The sequence below is a fragment of the Acidimicrobiales bacterium genome (assembly GCA_035536915.1).
Classification (GTDB): Bacteria; Actinomycetota; Acidimicrobiia; order Acidimicrobiales; family JAHWLA01; genus JAHWLA01.
Genome location: DATLNE010000029.1, coordinates 1 through 18,647, shown reverse-complemented (window position 1 = coordinate 18,647; position 18,647 = coordinate 1). Strand labels below are relative to the sequence as shown.

Below are 18,647 nucleotides of genomic sequence, written 5' to 3'. Positions count from 1 at the left end.
TAACCTAGAGGGCTGGACCAGGGGGAGGCACGTGCGAGGTAGGAAGACGATGTTCACCGCACTTCGGGTGGGGGCAAGCGTCGCCATGCTCGCGATCCTGGTGCCGCGTGTGCACCTGCGCTCGTTGCTCCCGTCGTGGAACACGTCGACCATCGAGTGGCTGCTCGGCGCCCTCGCCGTCACCTTCATCGGGATCATCCTGTCGGCCGTCCGCTGGCAGCGGGTGCTGGCCGTGCTCGACGTGCGGGCGCGCATCTCGTCGCTGGCCTCGTACCAGTTCGCCGGCCTGTTCGTGGGCAACTTCTTGCCCTCCACCATCGGCGGCGACGTGCTCCGGGTGGCCCGCCTTTCCGCCGCCAGCGGCCGCGGCCCCGACTCCTTTGCCTCGGTCGTGCTCGAACGCATGACCGGCTGGATCGTCCTGCCCATGATCACCCTCGCCGCCTTGGCCCTGAACCCCGGGCTGCTGCGCCTCGGCTTGGCCAGCCAGGTCGCCGTCGGCATCTCGGTGAGCACGCTTGTCCTGCTGGTCGTGGTGCTGTTCGTGGCCGCTCGCCCGGGCATCGGCCGCCGCCTGCAAGGCCACGACGGCGTGCTCGGGTTCCTGCGAGCCGTGCACTTGGGCATCCACCGCTTCCGTGAGCACCCGGGCCTGGCTTTCGAGGTGCTGGTGGCGGGCTTCGTCTACCAACTGGCCGTGGTGGCCGCCGCCTACCTGGCGTCGGAGGCGCTCGGCCTCGACGTGGGATGGACGGCGATGATGGCGTTCATGCCTGCAGTGGCCATCCTCCAGGTGCTCCCCATCACCATCGGTGGGCTCGGGGTGCGCGAAGGTGCTTTCGTGCTGTTCCTGAGCAACAGCGGGCTCGGCGTGTCGACCAACCAAGCGGTCGCCTTGGGCCTGTTGATCTACGCCGTCAACCTCGCCGTCAGCTTGGCGGGCGCCCCCGCGTTCGCCGTGGGAGGCCGCCCCACCAGCGTCGCCACGTAGATGCCTACTCGCCTGCGCTGGTGGCGCGAACTCCTCTACATCGCCGCCTTCTACAGCGTCTACACGCTGATCCGGAACACCCAGGGCTCGGCCAGTGTCTCGGCGGCCAAGGCGTTCGCCAACGCCCGCCACATCATCCGGTGGGAGCGGGCGGTGGGGCTGTACCACGAGGAGAGCATCCAAGACGCCTTCCTCGGCGCCGAGTGGTTCATCTCGTTCTGGAACGTCTTCTACGGCACCGCCCACTTCATCGTGACGATCGGCGCCCTCGTCCTCATGTTCCGCACCATGAAGGACCGCTACCCGCTGTGGCGCAACACCTTGGCGTTCACCACCGCGCTGGCGCTCATCGGCTTCGCCACCTTCCCGCTCATGCCGCCGCGGCTGCTGCCTCCCGACTACGGCTTCGTCGACACCTTGAAGGTCATCGGTGGCCTGTGGTCGTTCGACTCGGGCGCCATGCAGAAGGTCTCGAACCAGTACGCGGCCATGCCCAGCCTGCACTTCGCCTGGTCGACGTGGTCGGCCATCGTCCTCTTCCCGGCCATGAAGCGGACGTGGTCCCGGGCGCTGGTGGCGTCGTACCCGGTGCTCACCCTGTTCGCCATCGTCGTGACGGCGAACCACTTCTGGCTCGACGCCGTGGGCGGCGCGCTGGTGCTGGGCGCGGGCTTCCTGCTCGGGCGGGCGCTGACCCGCCGGCTAGTACAGCGAGTAGGCGCCGTCGATGACGAGGGTGTCGCCGGTGTGGAAGGCGGAGGCGGGACTGGCCAGGTAGACGGCGATGCCCGCGAAGTCTCGCGGGGCACCCCAACGACCGGTGGGGATCCGCGGTAGCACGTTGTCGCGGAAGCGGTCCCAGTTGAACAGCGGGTCGGTCATGCCCGTTTCGATCCACCCGGGAACGATGGTGTTGGCCCGGATGCCGTCGGGTGCGAACTCCACCGACAGTGCCCGGATCATGGCCACGAGCGCGCCTTTGGTAGCGGCGTAGCCCTCGTTGCGGGCGGCGCCTTCGATGGCCGACAGGCTGCTGGTGGCGACCAGGCTGCCGCCTTCGCCACGCTCGACCATGTGACGGGCAGCGGCCCGCAGGGTGAAGAAGGCGCCGTCGAGGTTGACCCGCAGCACCCGTCGCCACTCGTCGGTGGGCGCCTCGGTGAACTTGCTGGGGATGGCGCCGACGCCGGCGTTGGCGAAGCACGAGTCGACCTTGCCCAGCGCTTCCACGGTGGCGGCGAAGGCGGCGTCGACCTCCTCCTCGTCGCCGACGTCGCAGCGCAGGGCGAGCACGCGGGTGCCGTGGGCTTCGAGCTGGGCGGCGGCGGCATTGTTCTTCTGCTCGTTGGTCCCCCAGATGGCAACGTCGGCGCCCGCTTGGGCCAGTCCTTCCGCCATGCCGAGGCCGATGCCGCCGTTGCCTCCGGTGACAAGCGCGACGTGGCCGGTGAGATCGAAGGGTGCGAAGGGCATGGCGGGTCAGCTTACGTAGGAGGGCAGTGTCGCTTCGTCGACGTCGGGAGGGGCGAACGGACTGCGCTCCGGCTGAGGCTGAGGCTCGGGCTCGGGCTCCCGCTGCGGTTCGCGAGGCGGCTTCGGGACGACGGCGCCGAAGGCGGACGCAGTGAGGACGAGTGCGAGACCGCCGGTGAAAACGCCAGCCAGCGTCCGGCCGTTCTGGTCTGCCATGACGACGACGCTATCGATTCGCCCAAATTGGGCAAACTGCCACTCGTGCGATCACTTGTGGCAGGCCTGGCAGCAGTCCTCTTCACCTTGGCAGGGACGGCGCCTGCAGCCGCAGCCCCGGGCGGGGCCGCGGACCGCGACGAACGACCGGGCAAGGGCAACGGCCGCAACGAGGCGCCCGTCGCCCGCCCCGCAGCCACCCCGGCCGCCGCCACCACGGAGAAGGCCGCGACGCCGACCCCTCCGGCTGCAGCGGCAACGCCAACGCCAACGGCCAAGGCCGAGGGCGGCACCGTTTCAACGGCGAGTGCGCACGGCCTGTCGATCACGACCATCACGTGGGACATCGTCGGGCTCGACAGCACCGACGTCGACGACGGCCCCAACGTCTACCCGGTCGGCGTGCGGGTGTGCGCGACGGGCGGCACGGTCGAGGGCATCACCGTCTCGTTCACATGGCTGAGCGCCAACCCGTACCTCAACCTGGTGGGCCCGGCCACGCAGACGATTCCGTCGCTCGCCGCGGGCACGTGCGTCGACCGGTACTTCTTCGTCGCCGTCACCCGCGACGAAGCGGCGTACGACACCACCCGCGCCTACTCCGTGACGGCCACCGCGACCAACGGCACGATCGCCACCACGCCCACACCGCGGCAGCTCTACGTGGAGCGGCTCCTGTCGCAGAACCGCAACACAGTCCTCGGCATCAGCGGCCCTACCACCGTCTACGAGGGCGACACCGTCACGTACACGGTGGAGGCCTCGACGGCGCCCAACGGCTACTCGCAGCTCGACGTGTTCCTCACGATGCTCGATCCCTTGTTCTCGTTGAGCGACGTGCAGGTCTCGTACGAGACCCCCGCGGGCACCACGATCAACTCCCCGTACGCCGACGCCTGCGGTTGGGAACCCGACCCCAGCAGCCCCGACTACCGGGAGTGCGTCGGCCCCGCCCGCATCGGCAGTGGCTCGGTGGGCGGCACCATCGTCGGCACCTACACGGGCACCGTCGTCGGGCTCGGCGACACGACGATGTCTACGGCGATCATCGACGTGTCGGGGAGCAGCTACCACTACAACAGCGACTTCGGCATCGACCCCAACCTGATCTTCGTGACGTCGTTGCCCTCGGCCGACCTGGCGCTGACGAAGACGGCGCTCGGCTCGTTCGTGGCGGGAGAGACGGCCCGCTACCAACTCACGGTGCTCAACCAAGGACCGTCGGCATCGGGCGCCCTCACCATCACCGACCCGTTGCCCGCGGGGATGACCTACGTGTCGGCCGTCGGAACGGGATGGTCGTGCTCCGGTGGCACCACCGTCACGTGCGCGAGGTCGACCACCCTCGCTGCGGGCTCGTCGTCGACCGTCGTGGTCACCGTGCGGCTGGCCGACAGCCTGGCGGGCACCACCGTCAACACGGCAACCGTCACCGGGCCCGGCCGTGACATCGACACCGCCGACAACACCGACTCCGCCACGGCAACCGTCGTGGCCCCCGCCGCCGCCCGCGGCGGCAGCACCGGGGCAAGGGCGTCCCGCGGCGAGGCCGCCCGCACCGTCGGCGTCGCCGACGAGGCCCAGAGCAGCACCGCCATTGCCGTCACCGGCAGCAACAGCGCCGGCCCGCTCACGGCCTTCGCCCTGCTCCTCATCGGGGTGGGGGCGGCAGCCCGGCGGGCGGGCCGCCGTCTCCATGTCACACCCGCGCAGTAGCGTTCCTCGGGCTGCCTATGCAAGAGGAGGGCCAATGACGGTCCGTCCGTGGCGACGGCTGGTGCGCCCGCTGCGCGCAGGCCATACCGTGGCCTGCCACTGGGCCGAGGAAATCGCTGCAGGCGCCGTCGCCCCCCACGATCCCGGTGCCGCGTGATCACCTCGCTGCGCACCACCATCGAGGTCGCCACCGAGCGGCCCTTCCACCTCCTCGACCTCACCGACCTGGTCGACGCGCAGGTGCAGCGCTCGGGCGTGGGCGACGGCACCGTGCACGTGTGGTGCCCCCACACCAGTTGCGGCCTGGCCGTCACCGAACTGGAAGACGGCCTCCACGCCGATGTCGAGGCCATGCTCGAACGATTGGCCCCGGTGGACGCCCCCTACGCCCACGACGACATGGCCCGCCGCTCCCAGAACCTCGAGCCCGACGAACGCCGCAACGGCTGGAGCCACATGCGTGGGCTCCTGGCCACCCTGCCTTTCGTCCTGGCGCCCGTGGAGGGGGGCCGCCTGGCCCTCGGACGGTGGCAGCGGCTGTTCCTGGTCGAGCTCGACGGCCCCCGCCCGCGCCGCACCGTGCAGGTGCAGGCATGGGGTAATCCGGCATAGGGGCCGATTCCGAATTCATTGCACCACCCGGCTACCGTTGGGACTCGGATGCTCCTGGAAACCATCAACAGCCCGGAGGACCTGCGAGCACTCGGGCCGACGCAGCTCGCCACCCTCGCCGACGAGATCCGCGACTTCATCGTGCGTGCCGTCTCCGTCACCGGCGGGCACCTCGGGTCCAACCTGGGCGCCGTCGAGCTCACCCTGGCTGTGCACCGGGTGTTCGACTCCCCTCGCGACGTCATCCTGTGGGACACCGGCCACCAGGCCTACGTCCACAAGATCGTCACGGGCCGCCGCGACAACTTCGTCTCGTTGCGCCAGGAGGACGGCCTGTCGGGCTACCCGTCGCGGCGGGAATCGCCCCACGACTGGATCGAGAACAGCCACGCCTCCACGGTGCTGAGCTACGCGCACGGCGTGTCGACGGCCATCGAGCAGACGGGCGCCGACCGCCGGGTCGTGGCCGTCATCGGTGACGGGTCGATGACCGGGGGCATGGCCTACGAGGCCCTCAACAACTTGGGCCACGCGGGCAGCCGGGTCGTCATCATCCTCAACGACAACGGCCGCTCCTACGCCCCCACGGTCTCGCGCCTCAGCGAGAGCGTGAGCCGCCTACGGCTCAACCCGTCGTACGTGGCCCTGCGCGACCGCCTGGAGCACGTCCTCCGCGAGCTGCCCGGCGTGGGCGAGCTGGCCTACTCCAGCCTGCAGGGCGTCAAGGCCGCCTTCCGCGAAGTGCTGGAGCCCACCGCCTTCTTCGAAGGCCTCGGCGTCCGCTACACCGGCCCCATCGACGGCCACGACATCGCGGGCATGGAAGACGCCTTGCGCAATGCCTCCGAGTACGACGGCCCCATCGTGGTGCACGTCCTCACCGAGAAAGGCCGGGGTTACGGCCCCGCCGAGGACGACGACGAAAAGCGCCTGCACGACGTCAAGGTCTTCGACCCCGAGACCGGCCCGCTTTTCAAGCCCGGCAGTAAGGCGGGCGACTACACCGAGGCCTTCACCGAGGCGTTATTGACGTTGGCCGAGCAGCACCCGCAAATCATGGCCGTCACCGCGGCCATGCCCGGGCCCACCGGCCTGCTGCCCTTCCAGGCCCGGTTCCCCGAGCGCTTCGTCGACGTCGGCATCGCCGAGCAGCACGCCGTGACCATGGCGGCGGGCATGGCCATGGGCGGGCTTCGCCCCGTCGTCGCCGTCTACTCCACCTTCTTCACCCGGGCCTTCGACCAAGCCAACTACGACGTGGGCCTCCACGAGATGCCCGTGGTGTTCGCCCTCGACCGAGCCGGCATCACCGGCGACGACGGCCCCTCGCACCACGGCGTGCTCGACATGGCGCTGTGCCTGAAGATCCCGGGCATGACGATCTTCGCCCCCTCCTCGGCGCAGGAAGTCGGCGTGATGCTGCGCACCGCCGTCGAACTGGAGGCGCCCGCCGTCGTGCGTTACCCCAAGGGCGCCGCCCGGCAGGTGGCCGACGACGAAGTGGGCAGCGGCCTCACGGCGCGGCAACTGCGCGTGGGCGACGGCGACGTGTGCCTGCTCGCCGTGGGCAAGATGGTCGGCGCCGCCTTGGAGGCGGCCGACGAACTGGCCGAGCGGGGCATCTCCGCCACCGTCTGGGACGTACGGGTGGTGCGCCCCCTCGACCCCGCCATGCTCCGCGACGCGGCGCGCCACCGCCTGGTGGTCACCGTCGAAGACGGCATCCGGGTCGGTGGTGCGGGCGCCTACATGGCCGACGCCGTCGCCGCCCTCGACGAGGGCCGGCAGTCCCCGCCGGTGCTCGTGATCGGTACCCCCGAGGAGTTCCTGGCCCAAGCCAAGCCCGGCGCCATCCTGGCCCGGCTCGGCCTCGACGGCCCTGGCGTAGCGGCGGCGGCAGCCAAGGCGCTCGACGCCGTCGGCCTGCACCTCGCGTGACGCTGCCGTACCTCGACATCGTGCGCCGCGAAGCGGCAGCCATGGCCGACGCCGCCCGCCTCGGGCTGGAGCCGACGTGCCCGTCGTGCCCCGACTGGACCGTGCAGCAGTTGGTCGAGCACACGGGGATCGTGCACCGGTGGGTCACCGAGATCGTCCGGCGCCGTGCCACCGAGCGGGTGAAACGAAGCGAGCTTCCCCCGCCGCCGGACGACCCTGCGGAGATCGTGCCGTGGTTCGAGCAAGGCGCGGCCGTCCTGGTCGACATGCTGGCCACGACGCCCGACGACGAGCCCACCTGGAACTGGTCGGTCTCCCAGCCCCACAAGCTGGGCTTCTGGAAACGGCGCATGGCGCACGAGACCGTGGTACACCGCTGGGACGCCCAGTGCGCCCACGGCGTCGTCACCCCTGTCGAGGCTGCACTGGCCGTCGACGGCATCGCCGAGATGATGGACACCGTCCTGCCGTCGAGGTTGTCCGGCAACGAGGCCCGGCCGTCGTTGGGCGGCACGCTGCACGTCCACTGCACCGACGCCGAAGGCGAGTGGTTGGTAAAGATCGTCGAAGGCGAGGCCACGGTGCGGCCCGAGCACGCCAAGGGCGACTGCGCCGTACGCGGCCCGGCCTCCGACCTGTTGCTCTACCTCTACGGCCGCATCGACGGCGCCGACACCATCGAGCGCTTCGGCGACGAGGCGGTGTTCGCCAACTGGCTGGAGCTCAGCCGCTTCGGCTGACGCCCCTCAGGGCTCGTGGCCCTCGAGCGGCAGCACCAGTTCCTCGCCGTCGTTGGCCACGCTGTTCACCGCCGTGCTCACCGGGAACAGTTCGAGCAGGTCGTCGGGCGCAGGCTTGAGCAGTGTTGTCAGGTCGTCGGCGTCGGTGTTCTCGCGGTCGAGCCAGGTGTCCCATGCCTCGGGCGGGAGCACCACCGGCATCCGGTTGTGGATCGGCTCCAGCAGCTTGTTGGGCTCGGTGGTGATGATCGTGCACGTGCGCAGCCATTCGTCGTCGGCGGCGTCCTTGTCCTTCCACGCCTCCCACAAGCCGGCGAAGGCGAGGACTGTGCCGTCGCGAGCGCGGATGAGGAACGGCTGCTTCTTGCGGCCCTTCCCCATGTCCTTCCACTCGTAGAAACCGTCGGCCGGGATGATGCAGCGGTGCTTGGCCAACGTGCGTCGGAACGACGGCTTCTCCGACACCGTCTCGGCCCGCAGGTTGATCATGCGGTTGCCGATCGACGGGTCCTTGGCCCACGTCGGCACCAGGCCCCACTTGAAGGTGCCCAGTCGGCGCACGCCTTCGGCACTGGCGGCCACCGCCATGATCTCGGTCGTCGGCGCCACGTTGTAGCTGGCGTCGTGCTCTTCGACCTTGACCTCTTCGACGAGGAACTGCTCGACGAGCTTCGACACCGGGGTCGACGAAACGAAGCGCCCGCACATGGCTGCGCTACGACCCCTGGCGGCAGGCCTCGTCGACCGATTCGAACATCGGCAGCACCCGGTCGACGTGGGTGATCTCGAACACCTTGCGGACGCGCGCTGTGTTGCACACCACCCGCATGTCGCCGTCGTGGGCTCGCAGGCGCTTCAACCCGGCGACCAAGGCGCCCAGGCCGGTGGAATCGAGGAACTCGGTGGCTGTGAGGTCGACGACGATGTGGCGGTGGCCGTCGGCCACCAACTCCGTCAGCCGCTCCTTCAGCTCGGGAGCGGTGCCGAGGTCGACTTCGCCGGTGACGGCGAGGACCATGCACCCTGTCCGTTCCTCTGTCTGCAGCGAGAACGGTTCCACGGGCGCAACCGTAGCGTGCGACCTGTCAGGCAACGTCGGCAGTGACCTCGAAGGTGAACTCGTGCTCAGGGAGCTCTTCGACGTGGTAGCCGTCGGACGCCCAGTCTTCGGCGGCGGCGGGAGCGTCGGCACCCTCGAGAAGGACGAAGACCCGCCCACCCTCGTCGAGAACGGCCCATGTCCTGCGAACCTGCATGCTCAGCGCCATCTTCCCCTCCTCTCAGCGTTGCCTTCTTCTCGGCCGAGGGGAGGGGGTAGTTGAGGCGCGTGTCCGGGTTCGTCCCCTATCTGCAGTTCGCGTCGTAGGCCACCAAGAGGTCACCGAGGCGCGACCGGGCTTGGTGGAGGTGGGCCTTCACCGTGCCCTCCCGGCAGCCGAGGATGCGGCCCACCTCGCCCAGCGGCAGGTCGTCGAAGTAGTGGAGCATGACGGCGGCTCGCTGTTGCGGGGCCAGTCGGCGCACGGCATCGCGCACGTCGAGCGTGAGCCCCGGGTCGCCCTCGTGGCCTTGTTCCACCGCGGTGGTCTGGCGGGCTTGGTGGCCGGAGCCGCGCACCGCCAAGCGGATGGCGACCCGGCGCACCCATGCCCCGGGCTTGTCGTAGCGGGAGATGCGGGCCCAGCGGGCGTAGAGCCGGGCGAAGGCTTCGTTGGTGACTTCCTTGGCCAGGTCGCGGTCGCCGAGGACGAACATCGTCTCCCGGAGGACCGAGGGGTATTGGTCACGGAACAGGTCGTCGAAGGAGGGCGTGTTCACCACGTCCCCTCCGTGACGCCGCCGGCCAGCACCGTGGTGCGGGCGCCGTTGCTCGACACCCGCAGTTCGCCGGGGTCGTTGTGGTCAGTGGCCGACATGTAGAGCAGATGCGCTCCGGTGGGATCGGCGTCGGTGCGGTGATAGGTCTTGTTGGGATCGCCGGTGGCGACCTGGCGGATCGGCGCTCCTGAGCGGCCGCCGACCACCAGCATCTGCGCTGACGCCGCGCCCACCTTGCTGCCGACCGGCGTCTCGATCAGGAACAGGTTGCCGTCGGGCAGGTAGGTGGGCGAGCGGAACCCGAAGCCCTCCCGCTTCGATGAGAGGCGGGGCGCCCGGAGCGTGTCCTGGCTTTTGGACGGGTCGAGCAGCGCCAGGAAGGCCTCGACCGGCTTGTCACCCTCCCAGCGCTCAACTGCGAGGGCCAGCGTCTTGCCGTCGGGCGACCACGCGGGCTCCAACATGCGGTAGCCCTTGGCGTCGCCGGCCACCACGCGATCAGCACCGGTCGTGAGGTCGCGCACTCGCACCTGCCACTCGATCGCCGCCACCTCGGGCGGGTCGCAGCCTTGGAGGGTCAGGTACGCCAGGAAGCGGCCGTCGCTGCTGATGGCCGGGTCGGCCGACGGGAGGCTCGTCACCGGCTCGCCCTTCTGGCCTACCGAGCCGTCGACGGGGATGCGCAGCACCGGCCCGTTCCCGCAGTTCTCCTCGATGAAGTAGACGTGCTTGCGGTCCGGCGACAACGTCACGGCATGGATGTCGCCGTGGTCCTGCGTGCGGTAGATGGTGCCGATGTCTTTCCCCGACTGGGAATCGAGCACGACGATGTCCTCCTCGGGCGCCTCTGCCGTGCCCGACGGGCGCACGACGACGACGAAAGGCGGACGGGCAACGGCGGGTGCCGTGGTCGTGGTGACACCGGTGACCGGGGGCACCGAGGTGTCGATGCTCGGCTCGCCGACGGTCGTCGGCGTCGTGGCGGTCGGGACGTCGACCATGTGGAGGTCGGCGTTTTCCGGGCTTCGCAGTGCTGCCACCGAGGCCACGGTGAGGATCGACGCCACGGCCAATGCGCCGCCGATGGCGGCCCGGCGGCGGGCCCGCTGGTGGCGGCCCGCGGTGACGACCCGTCCGAGCTCGCCCTCCAACTCGTCAGGGGTGAGGCGGGGATGGTCGTCGGGTCGCCAGCCCAGTCGCTCGAAATCGCTCATGCCCACTCACACCCCCGGCGGGGCCGAAGGTGTAGTCGGGCTCCAACAAATGTCGCGGCCGTGTGCGGTGGTGGTGGCAAGAAGGACGCGCTGGGCGGGGCGGCCGAACTCGACGGTGACCTCGAAATGCCGGTAGTCGGGGGTGGGTTCCATGGCCAGCCACGCCAGGCGGGGGTGAGCGGCGGCGCGGATCGTCCGCTCGAAGCGGGCGACCTCGGCGGCTTCGAGGTACTGCATGACGACGGAGTGGAACAGGACCGTGGTGACGTCGTCGGGAAGGGCGGACAGTTGTTCGGCCGCCCAGTCGTCGGCGTGGGCGCGGTCGATGGGGACAGGCTCGGCCACCGCGAAGGCGGCGTCGAGGCGGGCGAGGCGCTCGGTGTGCTCGGGCCAGATGAAAGAGCGCAGGAGGTCACGGGTGCTCGGCTGGGCAAGGTCGAGGGGGTTGCGGTCGCAGCCACGGCGCTCGACGACCTCGACGTGGGGCGTGGGCGGGCTGCCCGAGGCGAAGTGGTCGTCGAGGTTCACCGGAGAATGGGGCGGCCCCCACGAGGTCGTGGCGGTCGTGACCCGGTAGCGGTCGAGCCACAGGTTGAGGCCCGCGCTGGCGCCGACTTCGAGCAGGCGCACCGGTCCGCCGATGCGCTCGACAACCCAGTTCACGGCCGCCGACAGCACGGCGGCGCGGCCGACCTCGTTGGTCTGCACCTCGGCCTGCATGGCGCGCGCCAGGTGGTCGCGGTGTTCCTCCACGACGGCGAAGAAGGCGGGCACGACAGCCTCGACGTCGGGGGTGCCGCCGGTCGAGGGGAAGTAGGCGCACAACGGCGATGCCGGGTCGGCGAGCACAATTCGGTGCACGGCGCCGAGGAAGCGCAGGAACAGCGCGGTGCCGATGGGATCGCCGGGGTCGGTACGCAGGAGCTCGGCGGCTGCGGTGTCGCCGTCGAGGCGGTCGACCAGCGCGGCCACGATGGCTTCGTAGAGGGGGGAGCCGTTCTCGCGGCAGATGCGCGCCTGCACCTCCCCCACCCTGCGCAGGTCGACGGCCACGCCGGCCATGTTCGCACCGACCCCGCTCACAGGCACGGGTGGTCGCCTATGTTCCGCTCCCATGAGTGAGATCGCCGACCGCTACCGCAACGTCGCCCAGCAGTTCACCGATCGACTGACAGCGGTGCCCGACGATGCGTGGGACAACCCGGCGCCGTGCGAGGGCTGGGTGGCCCGTGACGTGGTGCGCCACTTGGTCGACACGGCGTCGTTCTTCCTGGGCGGGGGCGTGGATGCGCCGTCGGTCGACGACGACCCGGTGGGTGCATGGACCGCGGTGCGCGACGCCATCCAGTCGGCGCTCGACAATCCCGAGGTCGCGCAGCGGCAGGTCGACTCGCCCATGGGTGCGATGACGATCGAGCAGCTCATCGCGCGCTTCGGCATCGCCGACACCCTCGTGCACACGTGGGACCTGGCGCGGGCCACCGGGCTCGACGAGAAGCTCGACCCGGAGGAAGTGGTGCGGGTCTACAAGGCAATGGAACCTCTGGACGAGCGCATGCGTGGCGGTACCGCCTTCGGGCCGCGGGTGCCGGTGCCCGGCGACGCCGACGACCAGACGAAGCTGATCGCCTTCACCGGGCGCACGCCTTAGCGGTGGCGGCGTGCCGCGTTCCCACACACGTGTTACACGTCTATAGGTGCAGTATCTCGCCCGTACTAGTGAATATAGGTCTCAGTACGGCAGGGACAATTGCACTCAGGGGAAGCCCGTTATTGATTCCTCGTATTGATACTGGTACGGTTCATCTGCAGGCGGCGGACTCGTAACACACGCCATCCATGGGGGGAAACGCTGTGCAGTCCTTGAGAAGCAACGAGTTCGCGATGCCGCGTAGCAGGAAACGGGCACTTGTCGCCGTTGGTGCCATAGCGGCACTCGCCAGCGTCGTACCTGGAGCCAACGCAGGTCCAGTGCTTCAAGGCAGCACTCGTGCCACCACCGGCATCCGCTACGGCTGCGAAGGCGCGTATTGCACGAGCTTCCGGGCGGCAGGCTGTCCGAAGGCCATGGCCAAGGCGAACGGCGCAACCACGTCGATCGTCGACGTGAGCGGCTTGGGCGGCCAAACCCTCACGTTCACGTGGCGCGACGCCACCAAGGCGTTGAACAGGACCGGCGCCAACCTCAACTCCTCGTTGAACTTCTATGTCGTCGACTCGTGCACACAAGCACCGCGTGAGTCCACGTACCCGCTGGGGTCGGTGCTCACCTTGACGACCGAGCACGCCACGCAAACCATGAGGATCCCGGTCGGGGCGAAGTGGCTGATCGCTGAAGCCTCCTACCACGCCACTGCGGCGCGGTGGAGCGCCAGCTAGCTCTTTCGGCGCCCTCGCTCCCGGGCCGCCCCCTCACGTCGTCGTAATTCAGTCAGCTTTGCGCGCCACTTTTCCGGCTCTGTTTCCGCGCGCCCCGACACCAACAACCGAAAGGAATTGTCGATGCACAACCGCTTGCTCTTAGCTCTCGCGTCGTTGGCGATGCTCGTCGTCCCTGGGGGCGTCAACAGCCTCGCACCCGCTCAAGCCAATGGCGCCGGGGCGTTCCAGTTCGTTGCCATGGGCACGTTGCCCGAGTACCCGACGAACGGTGCGATCAGGCAGGCGTCGATGTCGGGAAGCTTGACCGGAAATGCGCAGGTGACAGGCTCCTCAGGTTCGCGCCTCTACACGGCCAACTTCACCTTGAAGGCGGCGCCGTTCGCTGATCAGCCCATCCAGTACCAGGTCGACGGCTTCCCCTATTGCTTGGCCGCCTCACAGGCCGCCGGGAGCCTCGCCTACGGGTATACGGGCATCATCACGATCGACAGCTCGGCAGCAGCAGGGCAGGTCGCAGGGCAGGTGTACGTCTCCGGCGACACGGTGTTGGGTGGCATCACGCGTTCGGTCATCACGTTCCGCTTCACCTACCAGCGTGCCGCCGCAGGCGCCGTCATTGTCGTCAACCCGGCCACGGTGACGCTGTACTGGCAGAGCGTGACCGGCGCTACCGGCAGCTTCTCGACAGGGTTCACCGGCGCCGGTCCCGCGGTGGTGCAGTACACCGATGCGGCGGGTGCGAGCCAGGCGTGCGCGCTCGGCCCCCGGCGGCCTGTCGGCTTTACCGTCACCGGCAACATCGAGGGCGTGGGTGCGTAAGCGCGTCCTGCGCCTCGCGGTGGTCGTCGCAGTGCTCGGGGTCGTGCCTCTCGTCGGGGCCGACCCCGCCTCGGCTTCGGTCGCCGTGACAGGGGCAAGCGGGGGGCTGGAGCTCCAGTACGTCATGGAGGGCACGCTGCCCGTCTTCCCGTGCCTGAACTGCTCGGCCACGTTCGGGGGAGGTGCCAAAGGCGCGGGCTGGATGCAAGCAGATGCGTTCAACCAGCTCTGGGACGTGAAGATCGAAGCGTTGAACATGTCGGGCAACAGCGGACGGGTGGTGTACCAGGAGTCCGGCACCCCGTACTGCCCGACGCTTGGACAGGCGGCGGGGACGATCACGATGACCGACCCGTATGCCGTGGGAACGGTATACCGGAGCGGCATGCCCAACGAGGTCGGCGACCTCGACGCCGTCACCGTCAGCATCGCTTTCACGTACCAGCGCGTCGGTGCAGCCGTGGTCATCGCGGTGACGAGTGCGTCGATACGTGCCGACTTCCACGCCCCGACGCTGGCAGGCTCGGTCACGGCTGCAACGACGGGCCTGGCCGGCGCGGCGACGGGAGTATTCGTCGTGACCGACCCGGTGATGGTGGCGAACCGCTGCCACGAGCCCGGCCCGCTCCCCTTCCTTTTGGCGGGCACAGCATCGGTCGAGATCGTGCACGCGCCGCGCACCGGCGGCGAGTACAAGGACGAAGGGGACCTGTACGGCATCGGAACCGGCGGCCAGGACGAGGGCGGCAGGTTCCTGTGCGCGTCGGCCGGTGGCTGGACCGACGATTGCTTCGCCGCCGCCACCACGACGGGTGCGTCTACCGGGAACGTCGTGGGCGTGACGGGCACCGGCGCTTCAGTCGACAACATCGCCGCCGTGACCGGCACGGGTTCTTCGAGCGCCAACTACCTGGGAGTGACGGGTACGGGTACGTCCACCGGCAACGACGTCTCGGTTTCCGGCACCAACCGAGCAGACGGTGACTGCAACTCGCTGTGTTGGGAGGGCGGCGGCAACACGGCGAGCATCAGCGGCACCGGACCTGCGGCGGCCGGATCATGCGCCTCCATGGTCGCGGTGAGCGCCACCGGTGACGCGTGCGGCCGCTCGGTCGCTGTCAGCGGCACCGGCACCGCCGACGGAGGGATGCAGGTCAGCGGGAAGGAAGAGCTTTGCGTGCGTGCCGGCCTCATGTGTTGACAGCAGCCCGGGCTACATGGCGTTCATCAATGGCCCGCCCGAGTTAGCAGGGCGGGCCATTCGGGCAAGCGGCTGCCGTCGCCGCGGCGGCTGCGGCGAGCAAGCTCGCAGGGACGGCTGCGGTCGCCACGGCGGCGATCTTGCGGATGCGGTTGGTCTTCGTGTTCTCAGTCATGTCGTCATCGTGCGCCGTTCCCGCTACCGCGTCCGTCACGGAGCTGACACTGCAGGTGTGCCGTCGGTGACACACCTGTAGGCGGCAGCGCCCGGCAGCAGGGTCCCCGGACCCTCAGATCGTGGGCCGACCGCTACTGCTCAGTGACCACGTCAGGATGGGAGCCAGAAGGGCCGCCGATGACGCCCGACCTGCAGGTGATCGCGCAGCCAGGCGGCGAACCAACCTTGGTCGCGCCGACGCCGAAGCAAGTTCGCATTGCGGCAAGTCGCGCCCCATGCGAACAATGACCCTCTCATCGTGGGTGCGCCGCTCCTGCTCAGCGACCGCGAGGGGACCACCGATGAGGTCACACCGTTCCCCGTGGCACCACCCATTCGTGCTTCTGCTTCGTCACTCTGGCGATCCCCTCGAAGTCGGCGTCGTAGTGGAGCACCGCAAGCCGGGCGCTCTCTGCTGCCGCAGCCAGGATCAGGTCGGGGATAGGTACCCGATGCTGTCCCCGCCGAGCCAGAAGGCCCTGCACTTCCACCGCCCGGCCCATGACCTCGGGCGTGATTGGAACCGACTCGAAGCCTCTGCGCTCCTCGGGGATCGCTTGATAATCGGCGGCGTTCCTCGCGCTGTAGAGGACTTCGAGGTCGACGGTCGCGGACGTGGCGACCATGCCTTCCTCGATGAGGAGGCGAAGCCGTCGTTCGACCAGCGGATGCGAGAACCGAGCCAGCGCGCTTTTGTCTGCGAGGTACCGAGCAGTCAGTGCCATGCCTTCGCCATTACCTCTGGATCGTGGAGATCGAGGCCTTGGCGACGGGCGAGTCGGTCGGCGTGCCGCCTACGGCGAGCGGCGTGGACGACCTCTTCGAGCGCGCGGTTCACGGTTTGCTTCATCGTCTCCGTCCCGAGGACGTCGGTGGCGTCCTTCAGGAGTTCGTCGTCGATGTCGACCAGCCGCTTGCTCACGAGGTGCAGTATATCCTCCAATGACGTGAACGGATATCCGGGTTCGCGCCGGAAAGCTTCCCTCGTAGCGGCGCAGCCGGCTTTCCGCAATGCGAACAATGACCCGCTGATCGTCGGTGCTTCGGTGCTGCTGACCGACCGCCACGCCAAGGTCCGGCGAGAGGGGTACCGCCGATGAGTTCAGTCGATGCGAACGCGATAGCGCAGCCAGGCGGCGAACCAGCCTTCGTCGACCTCGTGCGCAGCCACGGCAAGCATGGCCGCCTCGGCCTCATCGACATTGGGCGGGTCGGGATCCCAAGAGCAATCGTTCAGGTCGAGAAACATCACCAGGCTGGCCCAGGCGGCGCGCTTGTTGCCGTCCGGAAGCGGGTGGTTCCACGCCAGGCGACACGTCAACACGGCGGCCTTGGCGAGGACCGTCGCTTCTGTGCCGGTGACCTGCTCTGCCAGCCAGACGTACTCGCCCAGGCTCAGGTAGCGGGTCACTGGGCGAGTCGGTCGAGCAGTTCCTTGTCTCGCTCCAGGAGCTTGCGCGCTCGCTTGGTGAAGTCCTTGTCCGCCCGCACCCGCTCGATCTCGGTGGCGAGCGAGTCAACGATCAGCGCGTTGACGCTCGTGCCCTTTACGCGTGCGACGCCTCCGCCTCGTCGGCGAGGTCATCGGGCAGGCGTACCGTGGTCTGCTTCGTCACGACACTTCGATATCGCGATGCAAGCCGCGGCGGGCGCACGTTCGGATTCTGGAAGGTTGCGCAGCCGGCTTTCCGCAATGCGAACAATGACCCGCTCATCGTCGGTGCACCGCTCCTGCTCAGCGACCGCCACGCCAAGGTCCGGCGCGAGGGGTACCGCCGATGAAGGCCGCTGACGGGATGGCAGAACGGTCGGCAGAACGGTCGGCAGGTGGGGGGCGGTGCATGAGTTGCCGAGGCGTGACACCCGCGAAGGCGCAGGTCAGCCGGCCTCGACCCTCGGCAGATCGAAAGTCCAACTCCGGGTGGACCTCCTCCAAGTCCACCCGTCCCCCCTTCAACGACAACCTCGTGCTCTACGTCACCCGTCGACTCACCGAACGGGACCGCACGATCCTCGACATGCTCGCCGACCACCGCGTGCTCACGAGCGACCAACTCACCGAGGCGTTCTTCGACTCGGCCACGACCGCCAGACACCGGCTGACGAAGCTGCACCAGCTTCGGGTCGTGCAGCGCTTCGCGCCCTTCGTGTCGAAGGGCTCAGCCCCGTACCACTACGTGCTCGACCGCCTGGGCGCCGAGGTGGTGGCCGCCGAGCGGGGCGTCGAGGCGAAGAAGCTGTGGAAACAAGACCGCTCGCTCGTGCTCGCCCGCACGGCGACCTTGCGGCGGATCGTCGGCATCAACGGAATCTTCACGGCGCTGTTGCACGAGGCACGCCACTCGGACGCCCGAGAACTGTCGCTGTGGTGGTCGGCGGCCCGTTGTTCGGAGTGGGCCGGCGACCTCGTGAAGCCGGACGGCTACGGCATCTGGAAGGCCGACGGCATGGCTCGGGACTTCTTCGTGGAGTGGGACCGCGGCGAGCCGCCGGAGGCATGGGTCGAAAGATTGGGCGGCCACGCCGACCTCGCCGACGCGCTTGAACGGCACGTGTGGGTGCTCGTCGTAGCCTCGTCGCTGCGCCGGGAGGCCGACCTTCGACGCCATCTCGACCGGGCCGGCATCTGCGCTGCCACGGCGACGAGGGGCGCGCACGGGTTCCCCTTCGGTGACGCTTGGCTTCCGATGGGCCGGACGCGCCGCGAATGGGTTCTCGATCGGGAAGCGGTCGGCGGGCGGGCGCTCGGAGAATTCCGTCGACCGGGACGATCGTGGCCAGACTGGATGTACCGCGATGGAGCCCCGGCTCTTGGTCAGCACGACACGCTGTTGACCTGACTGTGCGTCCGACGTCCTACTCATCCGGTCGCTTGTTGAGCCGCTCCAACTGGAGAACGTACACATTTCGAAGCCGACGGAAGTCGAACACGTCGCGGCCGATCGGTCGTCGCCGCATCTCCACCAGATCAAGGCGCTGCAATTCCCGGAGGCCCTTGCTCCTAGTCTCCTCTGAGAGCCCGACGCGTTCGTCCGCCTCGCCTGGCGACAGCCAGAGTTCCGTGTGGTGAGGCTTGTCCCCCATCTCGGTAAGAAGAGTGAGGAACATGGCGAGCGCAGGTCCCGTCATGATGGCCATCCACCCGTTCGCCCAAAACTCTGCCGGAAGTTTCACGTAGTAGTGCCTTTGCAGCGCCGGCCCGGAAATGCCGTCCTCGGTGAGGCGGCTCACCACACCTCCGGGCAGTTCATACTCATCACCATCGCCGAGGTCGCTGAGAAGACGGACGTGCGTCGGCCGCCCGGGCCGAC

General features: G+C 68.9%; 23 protein-coding genes and 1 pseudogene. 12 read left to right on the top strand and 12 right to left on the bottom strand.

What is annotated here, in order from left to right; genetic code table 11:
* The first annotated feature begins 49 nt into the window (after window positions 1-49).
* Window positions 50-991, top strand: coding sequence for a lysylphosphatidylglycerol synthase transmembrane domain-containing protein (locus VM938_07040; GenBank protein HVF74787.1), 942 nt, complete (start codon window positions 50-52; stop codon window positions 989-991).
* Window positions 992-1,657, top strand: a pseudogene (locus tag VM938_07035) (phosphatase PAP2 family protein).
* Between the two features lie 36 nt (window positions 1,658-1,693).
* Here the strand turns inward: VM938_07035 and VM938_07030 are convergent.
* Entirely contained in the window at window positions 1,694-2,464 is a 771-nt protein-coding gene (locus VM938_07030) for an SDR family oxidoreductase (GenBank protein HVF74786.1), read from the bottom strand.
* 261 nt (window positions 2,465-2,725) lie between these two features.
* On the opposite strand from VM938_07030, the gene VM938_07025 reads away from it, so the two are divergent.
* The 5 genes from VM938_07025 to VM938_07005 are packed head-to-tail and all read left to right on the top strand — an operon-like array spanning window position 2,726 to window position 7,686.
* Window positions 2,726-4,396, top strand: a complete 1,671-nt coding sequence (locus VM938_07025; GenBank protein ID HVF74785.1) for a DUF11 domain-containing protein — start codon at window positions 2,726-2,728, stop codon at window positions 4,394-4,396.
* 34 nt (window positions 4,397-4,430) lie between these two features.
* The gene (locus VM938_07020) at window positions 4,431-4,553 is read left to right on the top strand and encodes a hypothetical protein (GenBank protein HVF74784.1); all 123 of its coding nucleotides are present in this window, start codon (window positions 4,431-4,433) and stop codon (window positions 4,551-4,553) included.
* On the top strand, window positions 4,550-5,008 hold the full coding sequence (locus tag VM938_07015; protein ID HVF74783.1) for a secondary thiamine-phosphate synthase enzyme YjbQ: 459 nt from the start codon (window positions 4,550-4,552) through the stop codon (window positions 5,006-5,008). The genes VM938_07020 and VM938_07015 overlap by 4 nt, the downstream gene beginning before the upstream one ends.
* Before the next feature lie 48 nt (window positions 5,009-5,056).
* Complete coding sequence (gene dxs, locus VM938_07010; GenBank protein ID HVF74782.1) at window positions 5,057-6,946, top strand: 1-deoxy-D-xylulose-5-phosphate synthase; 1,890 nt, start codon at window positions 5,057-5,059, stop codon at window positions 6,944-6,946.
* Window positions 6,943-7,686: a maleylpyruvate isomerase family mycothiol-dependent enzyme gene (locus tag VM938_07005; protein ID HVF74781.1), complete on the top strand. Its 744-nt coding sequence runs from the start codon at window positions 6,943-6,945 to the stop codon at window positions 7,684-7,686. Before dxs ends, VM938_07005 begins: the two co-directional genes overlap by 4 nt.
* A gap of 6 nt (window positions 7,687-7,692) precedes the next feature.
* Here the strand turns inward: VM938_07005 and VM938_07000 are convergent, their stop codons facing one another.
* The 6 genes from VM938_07000 to VM938_06975 all read right to left on the bottom strand — a co-directional run bounded on the left by VM938_07000 (window position 7,693) and on the right by VM938_06975 (window position 11,807).
* Window positions 7,693-8,394: an SOS response-associated peptidase gene (locus tag VM938_07000; GenBank protein ID HVF74780.1), complete on the bottom strand. Its 702-nt coding sequence runs from the start codon at window positions 8,392-8,394 to the stop codon at window positions 7,693-7,695.
* A gap of 7 nt (window positions 8,395-8,401) precedes the next feature.
* The gene (locus VM938_06995; protein HVF74779.1) at window positions 8,402-8,746 is read right to left on the bottom strand and encodes an STAS domain-containing protein; all 345 of its coding nucleotides are present in this window, start codon (window positions 8,744-8,746) and stop codon (window positions 8,402-8,404) included.
* Window positions 8,747-8,771: 25 nt separating this feature from the next.
* Complete coding sequence (locus VM938_06990; GenBank protein ID HVF74778.1) at window positions 8,772-8,954, bottom strand: hypothetical protein; 183 nt, start codon at window positions 8,952-8,954, stop codon at window positions 8,772-8,774.
* Window positions 8,955-9,030: 76 nt separating this feature from the next.
* On the bottom strand, window positions 9,031-9,504 hold the full coding sequence (locus tag VM938_06985; GenBank protein ID HVF74777.1) for a sigma-70 family RNA polymerase sigma factor: 474 nt from the start codon (window positions 9,502-9,504) through the stop codon (window positions 9,031-9,033).
* A complete protein-coding gene (locus tag VM938_06980; GenBank protein ID HVF74776.1) occupies window positions 9,501-10,718 on the bottom strand; it encodes a hypothetical protein in 1,218 nt (405 codons plus the stop codon). The genes VM938_06985 and VM938_06980 overlap by 4 nt, the downstream gene beginning before the upstream one ends.
* 6 nt (window positions 10,719-10,724) lie before the next feature.
* Window positions 10,725-11,807, bottom strand: coding sequence for a DUF2332 domain-containing protein (locus VM938_06975; GenBank protein ID HVF74775.1), 1,083 nt, complete (start codon window positions 11,805-11,807; stop codon window positions 10,725-10,727).
* Window positions 11,808-11,832: 25 nt separating this feature from the next.
* Here VM938_06975 and VM938_06970 point away from each other — a divergent pair, with 25 nt between their 5' ends.
* The 4 genes from VM938_06970 (at window position 11,833) to VM938_06955 (ending at window position 15,120) form a co-directional block, all read left to right on the top strand.
* Window positions 11,833-12,369, top strand: a complete 537-nt coding sequence (locus VM938_06970; protein HVF74774.1) for a TIGR03086 family metal-binding protein — start codon at window positions 11,833-11,835, stop codon at window positions 12,367-12,369.
* A 320-nt stretch (window positions 12,370-12,689) separates the two neighbouring features.
* Window positions 12,690-13,097: a hypothetical protein gene (locus VM938_06965; protein ID HVF74773.1), complete on the top strand. Its 408-nt coding sequence runs from the start codon at window positions 12,690-12,692 to the stop codon at window positions 13,095-13,097.
* Window positions 13,098-13,220: 123 nt separating this feature from the next.
* Entirely contained in the window at window positions 13,221-13,919 is a 699-nt protein-coding gene (locus VM938_06960; GenBank protein ID HVF74772.1) for a hypothetical protein, read from the top strand.
* A complete protein-coding gene (locus tag VM938_06955; GenBank protein HVF74771.1) occupies window positions 13,912-15,120 on the top strand; it encodes a hypothetical protein in 1,209 nt (402 codons plus the stop codon). The genes VM938_06960 and VM938_06955 overlap by 8 nt, the downstream gene beginning before the upstream one ends.
* 43 nt (window positions 15,121-15,163) lie before the next feature.
* On the opposite strand, the gene VM938_06950 is transcribed toward VM938_06955, so the two are convergent.
* The 4 genes from VM938_06950 to VM938_06935 all read right to left on the bottom strand — a co-directional run bounded on the left by VM938_06950 (window position 15,164) and on the right by VM938_06935 (window position 16,747).
* Window positions 15,164-15,295: a hypothetical protein gene (locus VM938_06950; GenBank protein HVF74770.1), complete on the bottom strand. Its 132-nt coding sequence runs from the start codon at window positions 15,293-15,295 to the stop codon at window positions 15,164-15,166.
* A 349-nt stretch (window positions 15,296-15,644) separates the two neighbouring features.
* Window positions 15,645-16,061, bottom strand: coding sequence for a PIN domain nuclease (locus VM938_06945; GenBank protein ID HVF74769.1), 417 nt, complete (start codon window positions 16,059-16,061; stop codon window positions 15,645-15,647).
* Window positions 16,052-16,258, bottom strand: coding sequence for a type II toxin-antitoxin system VapB family antitoxin (locus tag VM938_06940; protein ID HVF74768.1), 207 nt, complete (start codon window positions 16,256-16,258; stop codon window positions 16,052-16,054). The genes VM938_06945 and VM938_06940 overlap by 10 nt, the downstream gene beginning before the upstream one ends.
* 180 nt (window positions 16,259-16,438) lie before the next feature.
* Complete coding sequence (locus VM938_06935; protein ID HVF74767.1) at window positions 16,439-16,747, bottom strand: Fic family protein; 309 nt, start codon at window positions 16,745-16,747, stop codon at window positions 16,439-16,441.
* Between the two features lie 445 nt (window positions 16,748-17,192).
* Between VM938_06935 and VM938_06930 the strand changes: the two genes are divergently transcribed.
* Window positions 17,193-18,176, top strand: coding sequence for a replication-relaxation family protein (locus VM938_06930; protein ID HVF74766.1), 984 nt, complete (start codon window positions 17,193-17,195; stop codon window positions 18,174-18,176).
* 16 nt (window positions 18,177-18,192) lie between these two features.
* Here the strand turns inward: VM938_06930 and VM938_06925 are convergent.
* Window positions 18,193-18,647, bottom strand: a 455-nt coding sequence (locus tag VM938_06925; protein ID HVF74765.1) for a hypothetical protein, incomplete at its 5' end; no start/stop codon positions are given.

Coding starts and splice junctions, on each gene's coding strand:
- VM938_07040 (HVF74787.1), top strand. CDS start 50: ATGTTCACCGCACTTCGGGTGGGGGCAAGCGTCGCCATGCTCGCGATC.
- VM938_07030 (HVF74786.1), bottom strand. CDS start 2,464: ATGCCCTTCGCACCCTTCGATCTCACCGGCCACGTCGCGCTTGTCACC.
- VM938_07020 (HVF74784.1), top strand. CDS start 4,431: ATGACGGTCCGTCCGTGGCGACGGCTGGTGCGCCCGCTGCGCGCAGGC.
- dxs (HVF74782.1), top strand. CDS start 5,057: ATGCTCCTGGAAACCATCAACAGCCCGGAGGACCTGCGAGCACTCGGG.
- VM938_07000 (HVF74780.1), bottom strand. CDS start 8,394: ATGTGCGGGCGCTTCGTTTCGTCGACCCCGGTGTCGAAGCTCGTCGAG.
- VM938_06990 (HVF74778.1), bottom strand. CDS start 8,954: ATGGCGCTGAGCATGCAGGTTCGCAGGACATGGGCCGTTCTCGACGAG.
- VM938_06980 (HVF74776.1), bottom strand. CDS start 10,718: ATGAGCGATTTCGAGCGACTGGGCTGGCGACCCGACGACCATCCCCGC.
- VM938_06970 (HVF74774.1), top strand. CDS start 11,833: ATGAGTGAGATCGCCGACCGCTACCGCAACGTCGCCCAGCAGTTCACC.
- VM938_06960 (HVF74772.1), top strand. CDS start 13,221: ATGCACAACCGCTTGCTCTTAGCTCTCGCGTCGTTGGCGATGCTCGTC.
- VM938_06950 (HVF74770.1), bottom strand. CDS start 15,295: ATGACTGAGAACACGAAGACCAACCGCATCCGCAAGATCGCCGCCGTG.
- VM938_06945 (HVF74769.1), bottom strand. CDS start 16,061: ATGGCACTGACTGCTCGGTACCTCGCAGACAAAAGCGCGCTGGCTCGG.